The organism is Neisseria sp. P0021.S007 (assembly GCF_051956855.1).
In genome coordinates this window covers 1-716 of sequence record NZ_JBQCXA010000466.1, presented here as the reverse complement: position 1 = coordinate 716, position 716 = coordinate 1, and the positions used below count along the sequence as shown (strand labels likewise).

The window sequence follows — 716 nt, the reverse complement described above, 5'->3', positions numbered from 1 at the left end:
AATCCCAACAACTTCGCGTGTTTACTTCAATAATTTATTTTGATTCGCGTATTTTAGAGCATTCCAACTAATTCAGATTCGGGACAACCCAAATACCCCATTTGAAACGCTCCAATCCGCTTCCGATTTATTCCGCTTTCCCTAAAATCATCGCATCGCCATAGCTGAAAAAGCGGTATTCCTGTTCCACCGCATGGCGGTAAACGCTGCGGATATGCTCCATACCCGAAAACGCGCTGACAAGCATCAGCAAGGTTGATTTGGGCAGGTGGAAATTGGTAATCAATCGGTCGGCAACATTGAAGCGGTAGCCCGGCGTAATGAAAATATCGGTATCGCCGCGACCGGCTTTCAGACGGCCTGTCTCGCGTGCAGCGGATTCCAAGGCGCGCATGGAGGTTGTGCCCACTGCCCACACCTTATTGCCGCGCGCTTTGGCGGCCTCAACGGCGGCAACGGTCTCGGCCGGTACGTCAAACCACTCGCTGTGCATTTTGTGTTCTTCAATTTTATCGACGCGTACGGGTTGGAATGTGCCGGCACCGACGTGTAGGGTCACTTCTGCGGTTTCTACGCCTTTGGCTTTCAGACGGCCCAATAACTCATCGGTAAAGTGCAAACCCGCCGTCGGCGCGGCCACTGCGCCTTGATACTTGGCGTACACGGTCTGATAGCGGCTGTCGTCTTCATCATCGGCCGCGCGTTCGATATAAGGC

General features: G+C 53.1%; 1 protein-coding gene. It reads right to left on the bottom strand.

Translation table 11 applies throughout. The features are described from left to right. Positions 1-127: 127 nt before the first annotated feature. Positions 128-716, bottom strand: a 589-nt coding sequence (gene queA, locus ACTHUR_RS14030; protein WP_440399163.1) for a tRNA preQ1(34) S-adenosylmethionine ribosyltransferase-isomerase QueA, incomplete at its 5' end; no start/stop codon positions are given.